The sequence below is a fragment of the Croceibacterium atlanticum genome (genome assembly GCF_001008165.2).
Classification (GTDB): domain Bacteria; phylum Pseudomonadota; class Alphaproteobacteria; order Sphingomonadales; family Sphingomonadaceae; genus Croceibacterium_C; species Croceibacterium_C atlanticum.
The window spans coordinates 2,392,363-2,409,823 of the sequence record NZ_CP011452.2; the positions used below are offsets into that span (position 1 = coordinate 2,392,363).

Consider the following 17,461-nt stretch of genomic DNA (forward strand, 5'->3'; position numbering starts at 1 on the left):
CCAACAGAGTCCTGAATCCTTATAAATATATATTTTTATTGATTGGACTCTCGCTATGCCTGGTCTTCTCCTCGATACTCTGCGTGGCAAACAAGGCGGCCGGAAGCCGGTCTGGCTCATGCGTCAGGCCGGGCGGTATCTGCCCGAATATCGCGCCTTGCGGGCGGAAAAGGGAGGGTTTCTGGAACTTGTCTATGACAGCGAGGCTGCGGCCGAAATCACGTTGCAACCGATCCGCCGGTTCGGTTTCGATGGCGCGATCCTGTTTTCCGACATTCTGATCGTTCCCCATGCGCTGGGCCAGGATCTGCAATTCCTGGCGGGCGAAGGGCCCCATCTCTCGCCGCCCCTGGTGGATGCGGCGCTGGATTCGCTGGAGGCGGTGCCTGAACGGTTCGATCCCATCTACCGGACTGTCCAGCTCGTGCGGGAACAGCTCGGTCCGGATACGACCATGCTGGGCTTTGCCGGCAGCCCGTGGACCGTGGCGACATACATGATCGCGGGGCAGGGCAGCCGTGACCAGCATCTCGCTCGCGCCATGGCCTATCGCGATCCACAAGCGGTGCAGGCGATCCTGGACAAGGTGATCGAAGTCACGGTGGAATATCTCGCTGGCCAGATCGAAGCAGGTGCGGAAGCCGTGCAATTGTTCGACAGCTGGGCCGGCAGCCTGGCACCGGACCAGTTCGAACGCTGGGTCATTGCGCCCAATGCGCGGATTGTTGCTGCGATTGGTGAACGTTTCCCCGATGTGCCGGTGATCGGTTTTCCCAAGGGATCGGGGGAGAAACTGCCCGCTTATGCAAGGGAAACCGGCGTTGATGCGGTCGGGGTGGATGAAACCGTCGATCCTGTCTGGGCAGCCAGGGAACTGCCCGATGGCATGCCGGTGCAGGGCAATTTCGATCCGCTGTTGCTGCTGGCCGGCGGCGAGGCGCTGGAGCAGCGGGCGCGGCACATACTGGATGCGTTTGCCGGGCGGCCGCATGTGTTCAATCTTGGCCATGGGATCGACAAGGAAACGCCGATCGCCCATGTCGAACGCCTTCTTTCCGTAATTCGCGAAAGTTGATGAATGTGATGCCCGGAATGTCTAGGTTTCCGGCATGCAGGATGTGTTTTCGATGACTTATCTGTGGCTCAAGGCCGGCCATATCATTTTCGTGATCTTCTGGATGGCCGGGCTGTTCATGCTCCCGCGGCTGTTCGTCTATCATCAGGAATCCGGGCCAGACTCTCCGGAGAATGCCCAATGGATTGATCGTGAACGGAAACTGCTCAAGATCATCCTGCTGCCATCCATCATCGCGGTCTGGGCTTTCGGGCTGGCCTTGGCCTTTACGCTTGATGCCTGGAGCCAGGGCTGGCTGCACGCCAAACTGCTGCTGGTACTCATTCTATCGGCCTATCACGGCTATCTTTCAGCCTATGCGAAGAAGCTCGCACGGGGCGAAAGGCCGCTTACGGGCAAGGCGCTGCGCATGCTGAACGAAGTGCCCGGAATCGCGGTTGCGCTGATCGTCGTGCTGGTGATCGTAAAACCCTTCTGATCCCGGCCAGGCGGGGCCATTGCCGCATGGGGCGATATTTGCGGTGAACGGTGCCGATGCGCCGCCAATTGCGAATTGACGGCTTCGCCCGGAAATCATATTTCTCGGTGCTACCCGGCTGAGGCCGCCGTCCCGAGCGGCCAGGTCTGCTTTCCCCAAGCCCAGAATTGACCTGCCGGCTCCTCCAAATCACTGGAATATTTACGAAATGCATTTGAAAGAACTCAAGAGAAGGACGCCGGCCGAACTCGTTTCCATGGCCGAGGAATTTGGTGTCGAAGGCGCGAGCACCATGCGCCGGCAGGATCTGATGTTCGCCATCCTCAAGGAAGTGGCGGATGAAGGAGAGGAAATTCTCGGAATCGGCACGATCGAGGTGTTGCAGGATGGCTTCGGTTTCCTGCGCAGCCCCGAAGCGAATTACCTCGCCGGTCCGGACGATATCTATGTTTCGCCGAACCAGGTCCGTAAATTGGGTCTGCGCACTGGCGACACGGTAGAAGGTGAAATCCGCGCCCCGCGTGATGGAGAGCGCTATTTTGCCCTGACGAAGCTGTTGAAGGTCAATTTTGACGATCCGGATGCAGTTCGCCACCGGACCAATTTTGACAATCTGACGCCGCTCTATCCCGAACAGCGCCTCAATCTCGATACGAGCGATCCGACGGTGAAGGACAAGTCCGCGCGGGTCATCGATCTGATCGCGCCGCAGGGCAAAGGCCAGCGCGCGCTGATCGTCGCGCCGCCGCGCACCGGTAAGACGGTGCTGCTGCAGAATGTCGCCAAGGCGATCACGGATAATCATCCGGAAGTCTTCCTGCTGGTGCTGCTGGTTGACGAACGACCGGAAGAAGTGACCGACATGCAGCGCAGCGTTAATGGCGAGGTGATTTCCTCGACCTTTGACGAGCCGGCGCAGCGACACGTGCAAGTAGCTGAAATGGTTATCGAAAAGGCCAAACGCCTGGTCGAGCACAAGAAGGATGTGGTGATCCTGCTGGATTCCATCACCCGTCTTGGCCGCGCCTACAACACGGTCGTGCCGAGTTCCGGCAAGGTGCTGACCGGCGGTGTTGACGCCAATGCTCTGCAGCGTCCGAAACGCTTCTTCGGTGCCGCCCGCAATATCGAGGAAGGCGGTTCGCTGTCGATCATTGCGACCGCTCTGATCGATACGGGCAGCCGTATGGACGAGGTGATTTTCGAAGAATTCAAGGGCACGGGTAACAGCGAAATCGTGCTCGACCGCAAAGTTGCGGACAAGCGCATCTTCCCGGCGCTGGATGTCGGCAAGAGCGGCACCCGCAAGGAAGAATTGCTGGTCGGCAAGGATCAGCTTTCCAAGATGTGGGTCCTGCGCCGTATCCTGATGCAGATGGGCACGATCGACGCGATGGAATTCCTGCTCGACAAGATGAAGGATTCCAAGACCAACGAAGATTTCTTCGCGACGATGAACCAGTAAGTCAGTTCCGTCCGGCGGCCCATGCTGCCGGACTGAAACTGTAATGCATGGTGGAATTGTTCACACAGCGCGCCGCCTCCAAACAGGGGTCGGCGCGCTGTTTCCTATCGGCAATCAGCCGAGATTCCTGGCAAAGAATTCCGCCGTCCGGCTGTCTGCCAGATTGGCTGCTTCCTCGTTCCGTCTCTTGCCGAATTCGGTGGCGAAGCCGTGATCGAGGCCTTCGTAATCATGCAGCGTAACCTTGTCATGGCCGTCCAGCCCTTCATGCATTTTCTCCTGCACTTCGGGCGGAACGAAGCCGTCCTTGGTGGGGATATGCAGCATCAGCGGGTTTGATATCGCCCTGGCTTCGCGGAGCAGGTTATCCACGCCGACTGCGTAATAGCCCACGGTTGCATCTGAATCCGTGCGGGCAGCAGTCATGAAGGCGAGGCGCCCGCCAAGGCAATAACCGACCGCGCCAATCTTTGCGCAGCCCATATGTTCGCGGATATGTTTGATAGTGGCTTCGATATCGCGGACGCCCTGATCCTGATTGAACTTGCCCATCAGATCGAGGGCGCGCTTGAATTCAGCTTCGATATCGGGATCGAGTTCTACCCCCGGTTCGATGCGCCAGAACAGATCCGGGGCAATGGCGAGATAGCCATCCTCTGCCAGCCTGTCGCATTTGCGGCGGATTCCGGCGTTCACGCCAAAGATTTCCTGGATCACGATGATGGCTGCGCGTGGCTCCCCGGCGGGTTTCGCGCAATAGGCGGAAAAGCTGCTATCGCCTTCCAGGGTGGAAATGCTGATTGTCTCGCTCATATATATCCTCATTACCCGCGTAAGTGTCGCCTGCTGACCTTACGCGCCCGTTGGTTGCGCGTTCCGAGCAGTTCGCGCCGAAATGCGAAAGGTGCGTGCGATGAAGGTCAATATCGAAATCGATTGCTCGCCGGAAGAAGCTCGCCGCTTCATGGGCCTGCCCGATGTCGAGAAGGCGAATGCCGTCTATGTGGATGCGATTTCCAAGGCGATGCAGGGCGTTTCCAATGTCGATCAGCTGGAAGAATATGCCAGGCAGTTGGCGCCCATGGGCCAGATGGGGCTGAAGGTCTTCCAGAACTTCATGGAAGGCGCGCGAAATGCCTCTACGCAGAAGAGCGCAGACGACACGAAGCAGGGCAAGTAAGTTCAGCCAATTATGGATACGATTTTCGCCCTGTCCAGCGGGGCGCCCCCGGCCGGAATCGGTGTCATTCGCGTCAGCGGCCCCGAAGCGGGAAGGGCGCTTGAATCGCTAGCCGGAACTGTTCCGCCGGAACGGCGCGCAAGAATGGCAAGCTTGCGGGATACGGATGGCTCCGTTCTCGATCAGGCGCTCGTGCTGTGGTTTCCGGGCCCGAATACGGCCACGGGGGAGGATCTTGCCGAATTCCACCTGCATGGTGGCCGGGCTGTCATTGCTGCGGTTGAGAATGCGCTCGGCCGGATATCGGGCCTGCGCCGGGCACAGGCGGGGGAGTTCACCCGGCGGGCCTTTGCCAATGGCCGGATCGATCTGGCCGAAGCGGAAGGGCTTGGCGATTTGCTTTCGGCCGAGACGGAGCTTCAGCGGCGCGCCGCAATGGGAATGGCGGGTGGTCTCCTTTCACGCAAGGTCGAGAGCTGGCGCGCACAATTGCTGATTCTGTCCGCGCAGATCGAAAGCGGCCTGGATTTTGACGATGAGGATGATGTCACCGTCCTTCCTGCCACATTTACGCAGGAAATCAGTGAATTAACGCATGATTTGCAGGAAGCGCTGGCTGCGCCCAGTGCTGAACTGATGCGTGAAGGGTTTCGCGTTGCGCTGGCGGGACCGCCCAATGCGGGGAAGTCGACCCTTTTCAACGCCCTGGTAGAAAGTGAGGCCGCGATTACGGCCCCGCTTGCCGGCACGACACGCGATGTCCTTACCCGGCCGGTGTCGATGGAAGGAATCCCCTTCACCTTTGTCGACATGGCCGGATTGCGGACCGGCAGCAGCGATAGTGTCGAGGTGATCGGCATCGAGCGGGCCGAAGCGGAAATCGCCCGTGCGGATCTGGTCCTGTGGCTGGGGCCGGAAGGTGAAGGCCCTGCTGGTGCGTGGGAGCTGGATGCGCAATGTGATCGTCAGGATCGTATTGGCAAGAAGGCGCCGGATTTCACACTGTCTGCCCTGACCGGGGAGGGGCTGACAGCGCTGAAGCGCGCAATTGTTGAAGAGGCGCGTGGGAAGATGCCAGCGCCGGGCGAGACGGCGCTGAACCGCCGGCAGCGCGACTTGTTGGCTGATGCGTTGGACTCACTGTCACAGGCAAGCGAGCAATCAGATCCGCTGATTCTTGCCGAGAATTTCCGTCAGGCCAGGACCAGCTTTGATCGGCTGATTGGCCGGACTTCGACCGAGGATGTTCTCGATGCCCTGTTCGGGCGGTTCTGTATCGGGAAGTGAACTGTTCCACGTGAAACATCGGATGCTTTGACGCATTCGGTCGGCGGGATTAGATGCAGCCTCAATGGAAAAATTCGATGTCCTGGTGATTGGCGGCGGGCATGCCGGCTGCGAAGCAGCAGCAGCTGCTGCGCGTATGGGTGTGCGCACCGGGCTGATCACTTTCGATCGGCCGACCGTGGGCGCGATGAGCTGCAATCCGGCGATTGGCGGTTTGGGCAAAGGCCATCTCGTGCGCGAAGTGGATGCGTTTGACGGGATTATCGGCCGCGCAGCAGATGCCGCGGCGATCCATTATCGGATGCTCAATCGTTCCAAGGGGAGTGCGGTCTGGGGGCCGCGTGTTCAGGCGGATCGCACACTTTTCAAAGCCGCCGTTCAAGAACTGCTTGGACGGCTGGAAACGCTGGAAGTGATCGAAGGTGAGGCAGCGGCACTTCGTTTCGAAGGGGAGCGAGTCAGCGGAGTAGAGCTTGCTGACGGGACCATTCTGGAGAGCGCGGCAGTCATTCTCTGTACCGGCACTTTCCTCGGCGGCACGCTCTTTCGCGGGGAAGAGCGTTTTGAAGGGGGGCGGATTGGTGAGTCATCGGCCCAGAGGCTGGCTGAGCAATTGCGCGGCGCCGCTTTGCCTATGGCGCGGCTGAAGACGGGAACTCCGCCACGGCTTGATGGGCGCACGATCGATTGGGGACGTCTGGAAGAACAGGCATCCGATGTGGAGCCATGGACCATGTCTCCGCTGACTGCGTCCAGGCAAAACCCGCAATTATTCTGCGCCATCACCCGGACCAATCCGCGTAGCCACGACATCATCCGTGATAATTTGCATCGCTCCCCGCTTTTTACCGGGGCAATCGGCGCGACGGGCCCGCGATACTGCCCATCTATCGAAGACAAGATTCATCGTTTTGTCGACCGGGATGGGCATCAGGTTTTCCTGGAACCGGAAGGGCTGAAGACGCCGCTCGTCTATCCCAACGGCATCAGCACTTCGCTTCCGAGCGATGTGCAACTGGCCATGTTGCGGACGATGGACGGGCTGGAGCAAGTCGAGATGGCTGTTCCGGGCTATGCGGTGGAATATGATCATATCGATCCCCGCGCCCTCGGCTCCGATCTTCAGCTCAAGACGCTGCCCGGTCTTTACTGTGCAGGTCAGATCAACGGCACCACCGGATATGAGGAAGCTGCGGCACAAGGTCTTGTGGCGGGCTTGAATGCAGCCGCTGTCACAACCGGCCGGGAAGGGCCGCAGCTTGATCGCGGCAATTCCTACATCGCCGTGATGGTGGATGACCTGACGCTGCACGGGGTGAGTGAACCATATCGAATGCTTACCGCCCGGGCGGAATACCGGCTGCGGCTGCGTGCGAACAATGCGACCACTCGTCTTACACCGATTGCGCTTGCTCTCGGTTGTGTAGGGAATGAACGGCGGGATTGGTTCGTCAGGCGAGAGACAGAGCGTTCCACGTGGAACGAAGCACTGGCGCGACAAGTTTCAAGCGTGGAATTGGCCGAGGCCGGATTGCCGGTGAAGCGGGACGCCGGGAAGAAATCGCTGGGCGACTGGTTGCGCTTCCCCGGAATGCATGTCGAACGGCTGGATAAATTTCTTCCCGCCGGCGTAGATCCGGGCGGCGAAGTTGGCAGCGAAGTTTGCGAAGATGCGCTATACGCCCCCTATCTGCAGCGGCAGGAGGGGGAATTGCGCGATCTTCGAGCGAGCGACACGGTTAGGCTGGGGCGAGATTTCCCCTTCGGCAGTGTCCCCGGATTGTCCAATGAGATGGTGGAGCGGCTCAGTGCTGCTCAGCCGGAAACTCTGGCGGCTGCATCGCGGATCCGTGGAATTACCCCCGCAGCATTGGCCGCGTTGCTGGTGCATGCCCGAAGGCGAGCAATAGAAGCAGCATGATAAATAGCGAAGAGGCCGCCCGTGCATATTGTGCGGGTCTGGCAGATAACCAGGCACTGGACCGGTTGCAGAAGCTTGCGGATCTGGTGGCCGAGGAAAATGAACGCCAGAACCTCGTTTCCAATGCTAGCCTTGATATGGTGTGGCAGCGCCATCTGGCGGACAGTGTTCAACTGGTCGGGTATGTTTCACGTGAAACGCCGGGGCAATGGATGGATCTCGGTACAGGAGCGGGGTTTCCAGGACTCGCGATCGCGGCGGTGCGGCCGAGCTGGGAAGTCCTACTGGTCGAATCGCGCAAGCGGCGCGTCGAGTGGCTGGAGCGGGCAATCAAGGAACTGGACCTCGCTAATTGCCGCGTTGCAGGTTCCCGCCTGGAAGATGTGAAAAATTTTTCCGCAGGCATAATTTCGGCGCGTGCCTTTGCTCCGCTTGGTAAACTGCTCAAGTTATCTGCCCGGTTTTCCACACGAGACACCATTTGGCTGTTGCCCAAGGGGCGTAAGGCAGCGCAAGAATTGGCAGAGCAACCTGTCGCGATCCAGGAAATGTTCCACGTGGAACCTTCCAGAACGGATGAGACGGCGGGTATCTTGATAGGACAGGGGACCCCGCGACTGTCATGATTCGGATCGCCATCGCAAATCAGAAAGGCGGCGTGGGCAAAACCACCACCGCCATCAATATAGCCACCGCCATGGCTGCCACAGGCTGGCGCACTCTACTGATCGATCTCGATCCGCAGGGCAATGCGTCGACCGGCCTCGGTGTCGCGGCCGCAAACCGCGAATATTCAAGCTACGACCTGCTGCTGGAAGATGCTGTGCTGGACGAATGTATCGTCCCGACCAGCGTTCCCAATCTGCATATCGTGCCGGCGACAGTCGATCTCAGCGGTGCGGAAGTCGAACTGGTGCAATATCGCAACCGCACCGAACGGCTTGCCAAGGCGCTGGAAGGTGCCACTGATTATGATGTCTGCTTCGTGGATTGCCCGCCATCGCTTGGCCTTCTTACGCTGAATGCGCTGACGGCGGCCGATACGCTTTTGGTGCCGCTGCAATGCGAATTCTTTGCCCTGGAAGGGCTCAGCCAGCTTTTGCAAACTGTCGAGCAGGTTCAGCAGCGTTTCAATCCCGATCTTGGCATTGTCGGTATAGTTCTGACCATGTTCGATCGCCGCAATCGCCTGACTGATCAAGTGGCGGATGATGTGCGGGAGTGTCTGGGCAATCTGGTGTTTGAATCAGTGATTCCGCGCAATGTTCGCCTGTCCGAAGCGCCCAGCCATGGTTTGCCTGCGCTGATTTACGATCATGCCTGCGCGGGTAGCCGATCATATATAGCGCTGGCCCGAGAACTGATTGGCCGCCTCCCGCCGGAAGAAAGGAAAGCCGCATGAGCGCCCAGGGAGAAACAACCGAGCGGAGCGATGCAAAACCCGCCAACCGGCGCAAGCTGGGCCGCGGGCTAGGGGCGCTGCTGGGCGACGCCAAGCGCGAAGAGCCTCTGGTCGAATCGGGACAAGGAGAAGAGGCCGAAGCGGCAGGCGGTCTGCGGGCCAGCGGATTAGCGAGCCTTGCCGTTGCTGCAATCGAACCGCATCCGGAACAGCCGCGCCGTTATTTCGAGCCGGAGGCGCTGGAAGAGCTTGCTGCATCCATTGCCAGCCGCGGCGTGATCCAGCCCGTGATCGTCAGGCCGATGAAAGGCGGGCGCTATCAGCTCGTCGCTGGTGAAAGACGCTGGCGGGCGGCGCAGAAGGCGCAATTGCACGAAATCCCGGCGCTCATCCGCGATCTGGAAGAGCGGGATGTGATGGCGCTGGCGCTGATCGAAAATATTCAGCGCGAAGACCTCAACCCAATCGAAGAAGCGCGCGCTTATCAGCGGCTCGCGGAAAGCGAAGATATGACGCAGGCGGAAATTGCCCGCCTCGTCGAAAAGTCTCGGAGCCATGTGGCAAATCTCCAGAGGCTGCTGGCACTGCCTAAAACGGTTCTTGATCATGTGGAGTCGGGCCGGCTGGATATGGGCCATGCGCGTGCCCTGATCGGGCATGAGCAGGCTGAAGAACTGGCGCAGCATGCGGTGGACAAGAAGCTGTCCGTGCGTGAAGTGGAAAAGCTGGCGCGAAAAAAGGCGCAGGGCGAGGGCGGATCATCCAGCCGCCGCGCAAGAGAGCCGCGTGATACCGGCGCCGATGCGGATATTGCCGCAGTCCAGAACCATCTGGAAGAATTTCTCGGCCTGCCCGTGCGCATCACCACAGATGCCGATCCCCGATCGGGTACGGTGACGATCCGCTATCATACGCTGGATCAGCTGGACCTCGTTTGCCAGCGTCTTACTGGCGGAGATATCTAGGTCAAAAATCGGGATGAAAAGTCGCGCGGCGCAACCGTTAATTGTAGCGGTTGCCTGCCTATTTCCATCCAAACCATTGAATTAATGGGTGAATTTGTATATCATTGCGATGGGGTGGCAGCAGAAGCATCCGGCTCTACCGCAATTCCTTCGATCTCCGGGCGATCTTCATATCGGATGGGAACGCGGACCCATCGAACCGGCCCATAGCCCGGAGCCTGGCTGTAACCCTGTTCGGCATAGCTGCGTTCATAACGCAGCAGATAATCCTCGCAGGCATCGACATAGGCTTCGGGTGCACGGCGTGAGCTTCCATCCACGGAATCACCAATAACGGCGCCGGCCACTCCACCAACTCCCGCGCCAATCACCGTTCCAAGCAGGCGATCGCCATCGGCAATTCGATTTCCGGCAAAGCCGCCAATCGCTGCGCCCAGCAGTCCGCCGACAAGTGCCCCATTTCCTCCATTAGAGGCTTCGGCCTGCCAATAACGCGCGCGGCACTGGTTCAGCCAGTCAGCGCGTTGTTGCGGCGTGTAGCCAACAGGCTGCGCATTGCTGCCGGGTTGACGGAAATCGTGCCTGCCAGGCCCCGAACCACCCGGCATCTGCCGTTTCAAATGCCGTCTGGCACCCTGCGGATCCCGGTGGAAAACGGCGCCGTCATCACTGACCAGCCCATCATCGCTGAGAAAGACACCGCGAAATTCGGTTTCGACCGGTTCGCCATTGGCGCCGATATAGGTGCCGCGCCAGACCCCGCGATAGGTTTCCGGTGCTTCCCAATCGCCGATCCATTCGCCGTCGAAACTCCCCGCTTCGATGCGAGGCATCGCCTCTGCCGGGGCTTCCTGTGCAAGGGCTGGGCAAGACCAAGCCAGAGCCGTGATGGAAATGATTGCGAAGCTGCGGTTGGTCATCGGCAGGAGTCCCGGCTCGGAAGCGGCCGACATCGCGGCCATTAATCATCCTTTTACTATCGTATCATGCCGAAAACCGCAGTGTCGGTGAATTCCGCGTCCCGTTTCGGGTCGGTCAGATTCGATCGGAAAGGAGGGTGGCCAATTCCTCGATCCCGGCCTTGTCATCCTCATCGAAACGGGCGGGGAGGGGGCTGTCGAGGTCGATCACGGCGATCACTTTTCCGTCCCGAAGCACGGGCACAACCAATTCGCTGCGGCTATCCGCATCGCAGGCGATATGGCCGGGGAAAGCGTGTACATCTTCGACAAGCTGGCTCTCTGCACTGGCGGCCGCCGTACCACATACGCCCCGGCCCAACGGAATACGGATACAGGCCGGTTTGCCGCAGAACGGCCCGAGCACCAGCTCTCCATCCACCATGCGATAGAAGCCAGCCCAGTTCAGATCGGGGAGCAATTGCCACATTAGTGCGGCGACATTCGCCATATTGGCCACGCCGTCCTGCTCGCCCTCCGTCAGCGCTTGTGCCGCAGAGAGCAGATCGGCGTAGAATTCGGACTTCGGTTGGTCGGGATTGGCAGTAAAGTCGTACATGGCGTGATAGGTAGTGTGTGAACCCGTTGCCGCCTAGCGGGCAAGCGCCTATTCCTTGGCGCATGAGCATTCTCAAGAAGATCGGAATCGGCCTGCTGGTCGTCATCGTCCTCCTCGTCGGCGCAGGCTGGTGGGTTTTGCGCGGGGATCCCGCCGAATATAGCGTGGAGGACGTGACCGGGACCGATCCCCTTCTGGCTGAACCGGACCCGCAAACCATCCCGACCGTGGCGGTCGCAAAGCCGGTCGGCTGGGGCGAAGATGGCGCACCGCAGGCCGCCGAAGGGCTGCAGGTCAACCGCTTTGCCGCTGGTCTCGAACATCCGCGGATCATCTATGCCATGCCCAATGGCGATATCATCGTTGCCGAAAGCAATGCCCCGGAACGCGTCGTGGCTGGCGGAGGCATCACCAATTTTATCGCCGGCATCCTGTTCAGTCGCGCGGGGGCGTCCGTTCCTTCGCCGGACAAGCTGGTTCTGCTGCGCGATGCGGATGGTGATGGTGTCGCGGAAGGACGGCATGTGCTGCGCGATGATCTCAGCTCGCCTTCCGGCATCGCCTGGCGGGAGGGCAAGCTCTATGTCGCCAATCACGATGCCGTGCTGCGTTTCGATTATGCAGAAGGCGACAAGGTCATCACCGGCAAGCCGGAAAAGCTGATGGACCTGCCGGCCGCAGGCAATCACTGGATGCGCAATCTGGTCCTCTCTCCGGACGGCAAGAATCTGTATGTGGCTGTCGGTTCTGCTTCGAATATCGGCGAAGGCGGGATGGAGGCGGAACAGGGCCGCGCCGCCATTCACGAATTGCATCTCGAAACCGGCAGTTCGCGTATCTACGCGGCCGGCCTGCGTAATCCGAACGGGCTGGACTGGAATCCGTGGACCGGCGAATTGTGGACCACGGTGAATGAACGCGACATGCTCGGTTCCGATCTGGTGCCCGATTATCTCACCAATGTTCCGATCGGCGTGAATTACGGCTGGCCGTGGCTATACTGGAACGAAGAAGTGGATGAACGGGTGGAAGCCCCGATGCCGCTCTATCTTACGGATTATGCGCGTACGCCCGAATATGCGCTGGGCCCGCATGTTGCCGCGCTTGGGCTCGTTTTCACCGAAGAGGGTGCGCGCATGCCGGAAAAATTCAGCCATGGCGCCTTCATCGCCCGGCACGGTTCGTGGAATCGCAAACCGGCTGCCGGTTACGATCTTGTCTATGTGCCTTTCGATGAACGCGGCAATCCCACGGGCAAGCCGGTGCCGGTTCTGCAAAGCTTCCTTGCGGGCGATGGGGAGACGCATGGCCGCCCGACATGGGTCGCCTGGGATAAGACCGGCGCCCTGTTGTTGAGCGATGACACGGCCAATATCATCTGGCGCATCAGCGCGCCCGATGCCGCCGCGGCCAGTGCCCAGATCCGCAACACGGGCAACAGCCTGCCGCCCCGGCGGCAATTGGACGGGGATCCCGCGCGCGCCTTTGATAACCCGCCCGCGGATTTACTGCCCGGATCGTTCTGAGGGATTGGAATCCGGCAAACCGTCAGAGCGGTTTGCCGGTCCTTCCTGCCAGTTCGGTAATGAAGTGCCAGGCTACGCGGCCCGATCTCGCGCCGCGTCTGCGTGACCATTCCAGCGCCTCGCTCTCATCCCAGTCGAGGCCATATTGATCGGCATATCCGCGAATGATCGCGAGATATTCGTCTTGCGAACAGACGTGAAAACCCAACGCCATGCCAAACCTGTCGGCCAGGGCCAGCTGATCGTCCAGTTCGTCACGCGGATTGAGCGGATCGGACTGTTCGCTCGATTCGCGAGTCAGGATGGCGCGGCGGTTGGACGTAACGGCAAGCCTGACATTGCCGGGTCTCGCTTCCACCCCGCCATCCAGCCAACTGCGCAATTGGCGCGGCCCTGCCGTATCGCCGGCTCCGAATCCCAGATCGTCAATGAAGACAAGGAAACGTCGGTCGGCCGCGGCCAGTTCGGCAAACAGCCGGACAAGGGTGGGCAGGGCATCGGCGCCCACCTGCACCAGTGCCAGCGTGCCCGGAATTTCTGCCTGTGCCGATGCAACGGCTGCGCGCAGCAGGGCCGATTTCCCCATTCCGCGCGCACCCCACAGCAGCATGTCATGCGCGGGCGATCCTTGCGCAAGGCGGCGAATATTCGCGGTTACCGAAGCCTTCTGCCGATCGATCCCCTTCAAAAGCGCAAGAGCGGGCGCTTCCAGCCTTTCCACGCCGCGTGCACCGTCACCCGTCCAGACATAGGCGGCGTGGGCCAGCCAGTCCGTTTGTTGCGGCGGTGGGGAAAGCCGCTCCAGAGCAGCGGCGATGCGGACAATGGGATCACCTTGGTCTTTCATCGCCGGCTGACCTATAGCGCGGCGAGATGAGCGGCAAGCAGACAAGAGAATGGCTGGCGGATGATGCGGCCGGTATTGCCCGCGCGGCGGAATTGCTGCGCGCAGGCAGACTGGTCGCCGTGCCCACGGAAACAGTTTATGGCCTGGCCGCGCGTGCCGACAGTGAAGATGCTGTGGCCGCGATCTATCGAGCCAAGGGGCGGCCTGATTTCAATCCGCTGATCGTGCATGTGACCGATATGGAAATGGCGCGCCGGCTGGCCCGTTTCGATGATCGGGCGGAAGCCATAGCCGGAAAATTCTGGCCCGGGCCCCTGACGATGGTGCTGCCGCTGCGTGAAGACGCTCCGATTGCTCCTGCCGTTACTGCTGGCCTGCCCACGATTGCCCTGCGAATGCCGCGCCATGCGGCAATGCGCGGCCTGATCGCGGAGCTGGGATTGCCCCTGGCCGCGCCGTCGGCAAATCGCAGCGGCGGTGTCAGCCCGACCACACCGGATCATGTCGCCGCATCCTTGGGCGAACGGGTCGATGCCATACTGGATGGCGGGGCGTGCAGCCGCGGCCTGGAATCCACCATCATCGCACTGCGAGAGGGCGGAAACTGGCAGTTGCTGCGGCATGGCCCGATTCCGGAAGAGGATATCGCCTCTCTGCTTGGTCCGGCCACGCCTCTTCAGGATGCCAAAATCGAAGCGCCGGGCCAGCTTGCCCGCCATTATGCCCCGGGCAAACCGGTGCGGCTCGATGCGGGCGAACCGCAAGGTGGCGAATTCATGATCGGCTTCGGCGATATTGCCGGCGACGTAAATCTATCGCCCAACGGAGATCTCGCGCAGGCTGCCGCCCGGCTTTATGCCTGCCTGCATATCGCCGCCGCAGCTGCTCAACCAAATATTGCCGTGGCGCCGATACCGCATACCGGCATGGGTGCGGCCATCAATGATCGCTTGCGGCGCGCCGCGGCCTAGTCGTCTTCGTTCTCGGCTGGATAGGTAGGCAGGGTGGCCGCAACCTGCTGCATTTCGGCATAGGTCTTGGTCGCGTCGTTGCAGGCGTTGCGATACCCTTCCTGGCATCGCTCCAGCTGCTTGGTATATTCCCGCTCCAGCTTGCCTAGCCGTTCTTCCCGCTTGCGGATTTCGCGCCCGCGCTTCTCATCCGCTTCGGATTGGCTGGTCGTGGCGAGATCCACTCCCTTGCTGGCGATCTTTACCGGCGCGGTGGCGACATCCAGTGCAGTCTTCGCCAGGCACCCGCCAAGTGAAAGCAGGGCGCAAGGCGCGAGGATGAGATAGGCAGAACGATGCATGGTGGGTTCCTTCCGGACCACCATGCGCCGTCTGCTGTTATCAGACAATGAACCGCGTCATTCGGCCGGATTGGCTGCGGGTTCGCAGGTTAGGCGGCCAGAGCCGACCGCGTTGACCTCGCACCGCGCCGAACCGCGCACCGTCACATCGCCCGAACCCATTATCGAAGCTTCCACATTGCCGTCTGAAGCGAAGATCGCGTCACCCGATCCGGCGATGTTCAGTTCCGCATTATCGACCTTCAACCCTGCCATGTCGGCCGTGCCGCTGCCTGCAACCGACAGTTCGAGCGATTTCACCGTCCCGGCCGCCTTGTAATTGCCGCTGCCCGCAATAGTCACTTCCAGGCTTTCTGCCGAGACATTCGGCGTTTCCAGCCAACCGGAACCGGCGATCGTGACTTCCGCGTCACCCGAAAGGCGCTCGCTCGTCATCCTGCCCGATCCGGCCACGGTGAGCGAGCGCGGTGCCGGCATGGTGACCTTCACCGTCGCAATTGAATCGCTGCCGAAATTGAGTTCGTCCCGCATGATACCCAGCGTGCCGTCTTTCAGGGCGAAGCGCAGGTGCGAAGCCACTTCGCTATCGCCTTCGACAGTGACGTTAAAGCTCTCACCATTCACGATTGAAACGTGATCCGGCCCCATCAGCGCGACTTCCTCGGGCGCGCCGCCGGAAAGGTCCAGTTCGTCCAGCGGGACGCCTTTCATCCCGTTGACGCCCAGATCGACATTGTTGCAGCCACCGAGTGCAGCGGCAGCCGCGATTGCAGCAATCGGGCCCATCGTCTTGAAGAACTTGTTGAGGCGCATGAGCAGTCTCCGTGTTTCTGTATTAATCCTGTAATACAGGGTGGAGGCATTCTGCTCAATCCGCCTTGGTCGAACCGTGTGGTGCCTCCGCCGACAGGCGTTTTCGCATTTGGTCCGCTGCAAATGCAAAAGGGCCGCACCGTTGCGCCGGTGCGGCCCTTTCCGGACCCCTTTCGGGGTCTAAACCGTCAGATGCCGTGTCAGGCGTCTTCGGTGTTCTCGTAATATTGCGGAGCGTGCTCTTTCAGAACCTCGAGGATCTTGGTCAGCGCGGTCGGCTCGTCAGTCTTTTCCATCGCTGCCAGTTCGCGGGCGAGACGGCTGGAGGCCGCTTCGAAGATCTGGCGTTCGGAATAGCTCTGTTCGGGCTGGTCTTCCGGGCGGAACAGGTCGCGGGTCACTTCGGCGATCGATACGAGATCGCCCGAATTGATCTTCGCTTCATATTCCTGCGCCCGGCGCGACCACATGGTCCGCTTGATCTTCGGCTTGCCCTTCAGGGTTTCCATGGCTTCCTTCAGCGTCTTGTCGCTGGAAAGCTTGCGCATGCCGATGGTTTCGACCTTGTTCACGGGAACGCGCAGAGTCATGCGTTCTTTTTCAAAACGCAGGACATAAAGATCGAGCTTCATTCCAGCGATTTCCTCGCTCTGAAGTTCGATCACCCGGCCTACACCGTGCTTGGGATAAACGACGTAATCGCCGACATCGAAGGCTGGCGCATTCGCAGACATTCACAGTCCTTTCTTCGTCGGCAGGTCGAAAGACGAGCGTCAACAAATTCAAGGCCGCACGACCCATCGGCGACCTGATATTTGCCTGTCTGACTGGACGCTGTGGCGGAGACCTGCCTTCCTTATCCGCCTGTCGCACCCGAAAGGGGGACAGTCGGCGCACTATATAACAGATCCGTAACAAAATTACCAGCCCGGTCCCAAAGACCGGCCCGGGGCGCGCGAATCTTGCTCAAATGCGGGTGGGGAAGGGACTTAGTCCCCTTCGCCGGGTTCCTCGGAAAAGTACTTGTCGAACTTGCCGTCTTCGCCCTTGTGATCGTCAGCGTCGGCCGGCGGATCCTTCTTTTCCGTGATATTCGGCCATTCGGCGGAAAACTTGGTGTTCAGTTCCAGCCATTTTTCAAGCCCGCCTTCGGTATCGGGCAGGATCGCTTCGGCCGGGCATTCCGGTTCGCAGACGCCGCAATCGATACATTCGGACGGGTTGATGACGAGCATGTTCTCGCCTTCATAGAAACAGTCGACCGGACAGACCTCGACGCAGTCGGTGTATTTGCATTTGATGCAGGCGTCGGTGACGACATAGGTCATTGGTGCGCTTTCCCTTCTTGCCCCCGGCCTTCCAACTGTCCGGCACGGCGATTCACGGCGCCTGCTATGGCGATTGATCCACCAGCGTCAAGCGCACGATAACAGGCCTGCGCTTCACTTGCCGGGCCGCGACGATGCGGCAAAGCAATGATTTCTATTACCCGCACGTGGCGGCCTAATGGCAATGTCAGCACGTCACCCACCGAAACGGCGCGGTCCTGGCTGGTGATCCGCTGCCCGTTAAGGCGCATATGCCCATGCGCGATCCACCGCTGGGCAGCGCCACGGGTCTTTGCAAAACGCAGTAAGCACAGCAGGCGGTCAATCCGCATGCACGCCGCGGG

At 60.3% G+C, this 17,461-nt stretch carries 20 protein-coding genes; 11 read left to right on the forward strand and 9 right to left on the reverse strand.

Annotation, left to right across the window (positions count from 1 at the left end):
• The first annotated feature begins 55 nt into the window (after positions 1-55).
• The 3 genes from hemE (at position 56) to rho (ending at position 3,018) form a co-directional block, all read left to right on the forward strand.
• Positions 56-1,075, forward strand: a complete 1,020-nt coding sequence (hemE, locus tag WYH_RS11295) for a uroporphyrinogen decarboxylase (RefSeq protein ID WP_046903914.1) — start codon at positions 56-58, stop codon at positions 1,073-1,075.
• Between the two features lie 52 nt (positions 1,076-1,127).
• Complete coding sequence (locus WYH_RS11300) at positions 1,128-1,553, forward strand: CopD family protein (RefSeq protein ID WP_235979271.1); 426 nt, start codon at positions 1,128-1,130, stop codon at positions 1,551-1,553.
• A gap of 208 nt (positions 1,554-1,761) precedes the next feature.
• Entirely contained in the window at positions 1,762-3,018 is a 1,257-nt protein-coding gene (rho, locus tag WYH_RS11305) for a transcription termination factor Rho (protein ID WP_046903916.1), read from the forward strand.
• A 114-nt stretch (positions 3,019-3,132) separates the two neighbouring features.
• Here the strand turns inward: rho and WYH_RS11310 are convergent, their stop codons facing one another.
• Positions 3,133-3,831 (reverse strand): dienelactone hydrolase family protein, encoded by a 699-nt coding sequence (locus WYH_RS11310; RefSeq protein ID WP_046903917.1) that lies wholly within the window; start codon positions 3,829-3,831, stop codon positions 3,133-3,135.
• A gap of 100 nt (positions 3,832-3,931) precedes the next feature.
• On the opposite strand from WYH_RS11310, the gene WYH_RS11315 reads away from it, so the two are divergent.
• The 6 genes from WYH_RS11315 to WYH_RS11340 all read left to right on the forward strand — a co-directional run bounded on the left by WYH_RS11315 (position 3,932) and on the right by WYH_RS11340 (position 9,773).
• The gene (locus tag WYH_RS11315; protein ID WP_046903918.1) at positions 3,932-4,198 is read left to right on the forward strand and encodes a DUF6489 family protein; all 267 of its coding nucleotides are present in this window, start codon (positions 3,932-3,934) and stop codon (positions 4,196-4,198) included.
• A 9-nt stretch (positions 4,199-4,207) separates the two neighbouring features.
• The gene (gene mnmE, locus WYH_RS11320; RefSeq protein WP_046903919.1) at positions 4,208-5,485 is read left to right on the forward strand and encodes a tRNA uridine-5-carboxymethylaminomethyl(34) synthesis GTPase MnmE; all 1,278 of its coding nucleotides are present in this window, start codon (positions 4,208-4,210) and stop codon (positions 5,483-5,485) included.
• Positions 5,486-5,549: 64 nt separating this feature from the next.
• Complete coding sequence (gene mnmG, locus WYH_RS11325) at positions 5,550-7,406, forward strand: tRNA uridine-5-carboxymethylaminomethyl(34) synthesis enzyme MnmG (protein ID WP_046903920.1); 1,857 nt, start codon at positions 5,550-5,552, stop codon at positions 7,404-7,406.
• A complete protein-coding gene (gene rsmG, locus WYH_RS11330) occupies positions 7,403-8,032 on the forward strand; it encodes a 16S rRNA (guanine(527)-N(7))-methyltransferase RsmG (protein WP_046903921.1) in 630 nt (209 codons plus the stop codon). Before mnmG ends, rsmG begins: the two co-directional genes overlap by 4 nt.
• On the forward strand, positions 8,029-8,808 hold the full coding sequence (locus WYH_RS11335) for a ParA family protein (RefSeq protein WP_046903922.1): 780 nt from the start codon (positions 8,029-8,031) through the stop codon (positions 8,806-8,808). Before rsmG ends, WYH_RS11335 begins: the two co-directional genes overlap by 4 nt.
• Complete coding sequence (locus tag WYH_RS11340) at positions 8,805-9,773, forward strand: ParB/RepB/Spo0J family partition protein (protein ID WP_046903923.1); 969 nt, start codon at positions 8,805-8,807, stop codon at positions 9,771-9,773. The genes WYH_RS11335 and WYH_RS11340 overlap by 4 nt, the downstream gene beginning before the upstream one ends.
• Positions 9,774-9,874: 101 nt before the next feature.
• On the opposite strand, the gene WYH_RS16870 is transcribed toward WYH_RS11340, so the two are convergent.
• Positions 9,875-10,735 (reverse strand): glycine zipper 2TM domain-containing protein, encoded by an 861-nt coding sequence (locus WYH_RS16870; RefSeq protein WP_053833553.1) that lies wholly within the window; start codon positions 10,733-10,735, stop codon positions 9,875-9,877.
• A gap of 73 nt (positions 10,736-10,808) precedes the next feature.
• Positions 10,809-11,291 (reverse strand): GAF domain-containing protein, encoded by a 483-nt coding sequence (locus WYH_RS11350; protein WP_046903924.1) that lies wholly within the window; start codon positions 11,289-11,291, stop codon positions 10,809-10,811.
• A 62-nt stretch (positions 11,292-11,353) separates the two neighbouring features.
• Here WYH_RS11350 and WYH_RS11355 point away from each other — a divergent pair, with 62 nt between their 5' ends.
• Positions 11,354-12,817: a PQQ-dependent sugar dehydrogenase gene (locus tag WYH_RS11355; protein WP_053833554.1), complete on the forward strand. Its 1,464-nt coding sequence runs from the start codon at positions 11,354-11,356 to the stop codon at positions 12,815-12,817.
• A gap of 22 nt (positions 12,818-12,839) precedes the next feature.
• Here WYH_RS11355 and WYH_RS11360 read toward each other — a convergent pair whose 3' ends face one another.
• A complete protein-coding gene (locus WYH_RS11360) occupies positions 12,840-13,664 on the reverse strand; it encodes a DUF815 domain-containing protein (protein ID WP_046903926.1) in 825 nt (274 codons plus the stop codon).
• A 26-nt stretch (positions 13,665-13,690) separates the two neighbouring features.
• On the opposite strand from WYH_RS11360, the gene WYH_RS11365 reads away from it, so the two are divergent.
• Entirely contained in the window at positions 13,691-14,635 is a 945-nt protein-coding gene (locus tag WYH_RS11365; RefSeq protein ID WP_046903927.1) for an L-threonylcarbamoyladenylate synthase, read from the forward strand.
• Here the strand turns inward: WYH_RS11365 and WYH_RS11370 are convergent.
• The 5 genes from WYH_RS11370 to WYH_RS16575 form a co-directional block, all read right to left on the reverse strand.
• On the reverse strand, positions 14,632-15,000 hold the full coding sequence (locus tag WYH_RS11370; RefSeq protein ID WP_425304756.1) for a hypothetical protein: 369 nt from the start codon (positions 14,998-15,000) through the stop codon (positions 14,632-14,634). The genes WYH_RS11365 and WYH_RS11370 overlap by 4 nt on opposite strands.
• Before the next feature lie 33 nt (positions 15,001-15,033).
• A complete protein-coding gene (locus tag WYH_RS11375) occupies positions 15,034-15,789 on the reverse strand; it encodes a head GIN domain-containing protein (RefSeq protein ID WP_235979270.1) in 756 nt (251 codons plus the stop codon).
• 200 nt (positions 15,790-15,989) lie between these two features.
• Positions 15,990-16,523 (reverse strand): CarD family transcriptional regulator, encoded by a 534-nt coding sequence (locus WYH_RS11380; RefSeq protein ID WP_046903928.1) that lies wholly within the window; start codon positions 16,521-16,523, stop codon positions 15,990-15,992.
• A 255-nt stretch (positions 16,524-16,778) separates the two neighbouring features.
• Positions 16,779-17,117, reverse strand: coding sequence for a ferredoxin FdxA (gene fdxA, locus WYH_RS11385; RefSeq protein WP_046903929.1), 339 nt, complete (start codon positions 17,115-17,117; stop codon positions 16,779-16,781).
• The gene (locus WYH_RS16575; RefSeq protein ID WP_082347959.1) at positions 17,114-17,449 is read right to left on the reverse strand and encodes an RNA-binding S4 domain-containing protein; all 336 of its coding nucleotides are present in this window, start codon (positions 17,447-17,449) and stop codon (positions 17,114-17,116) included. The genes fdxA and WYH_RS16575 overlap by 4 nt, the downstream gene beginning before the upstream one ends.
• Positions 17,450-17,461: the final 12 nt, after the last annotated feature.